1 protein-coding gene is annotated in these 876 nt (G+C 62.8%); it reads left to right on the top strand.

The features are described 5' to 3' along the window. On the top strand, nucleotides 1–876 hold an 876-nt coding region (locus tag AM629_RS21305; protein WP_152912068.1), incomplete at both ends, for a toprim domain-containing protein.

Here is an 876-nt window from a genome sequence, read left to right on the forward strand (position 1 = left end):
TCGCCGGTTTTAAGCCCGGCTTTGCCAACCGAACCCTGGCTTACCGCCTGCCGGAGAAACAACTGAAAGCCGGCGCAGCTATCCGGGCCCGGTTGCAAGCGGTGGGCCTGATGCGGGAGTCAGGTCACGAACACTTTAGCGGCTCGCTCGTGATACCGGTACTCGACAGCCACGGGCAGGTACAGGAAATCTATGGCCGGAAAATCATCCAGCGCCTGCGGGCGGGGACCCCGAAACATCTCTACCTGCCCGGCGAACACCGCGGCGTGTGGAATGAAGCCGCCATGATAGCGTCCAAATCGCTTATCCTGTGTGAGTCGTTAATCGATGCCATGTCGTTCTGGGTGGCGGGATACCGGAACGTGACTGCCGCTTACGGCGTCAATGGCTTTACCCCCGACCACTGGCAGGCACTGCAACGGCATCAGGTCAGGCAGGTGCTGATTGCCTTCGATAATGACCCCGCCGGCAATGAGGCGGCGGTGAAACTGGCCGCAGACCTGACCGCCGCCGGCATGACCGTGTTCCGGGTGGTGTTCCCCGAAGGCATGGATGCCAACGGCTATCTGTGTCAGGTCGCCGAGCCCGAACCGGCATTCGGGTTATTGCTGGATGGCGCGGTGCCGATGTATGAGCCGGCGCAGAAAACCGACACCGAAGCACCGGGCGCACCGGCAGCGCCGTCGTCCCCGGCAACGGAACCCCCTGTTGCTTTAGCCGCTGAGCGGGCAACAAGACCGCTGTCTTTACCCGGAGTCGTGTGGGAGACCGGGCCAAACGGTGAAATCATCGTCTCACTGGGTCCGCTGCGCTGGTGTGTTCGCGGGCTGGCTCAGGTCAGAGCCGGGGCCGCCGTCATGAAAGTCAATGCGCAGG

Source organism: Photorhabdus heterorhabditis (genome assembly GCF_001280945.1).
Lineage (GTDB): Bacteria > Pseudomonadota > Gammaproteobacteria > Enterobacterales > Enterobacteriaceae > Photorhabdus > Photorhabdus heterorhabditis.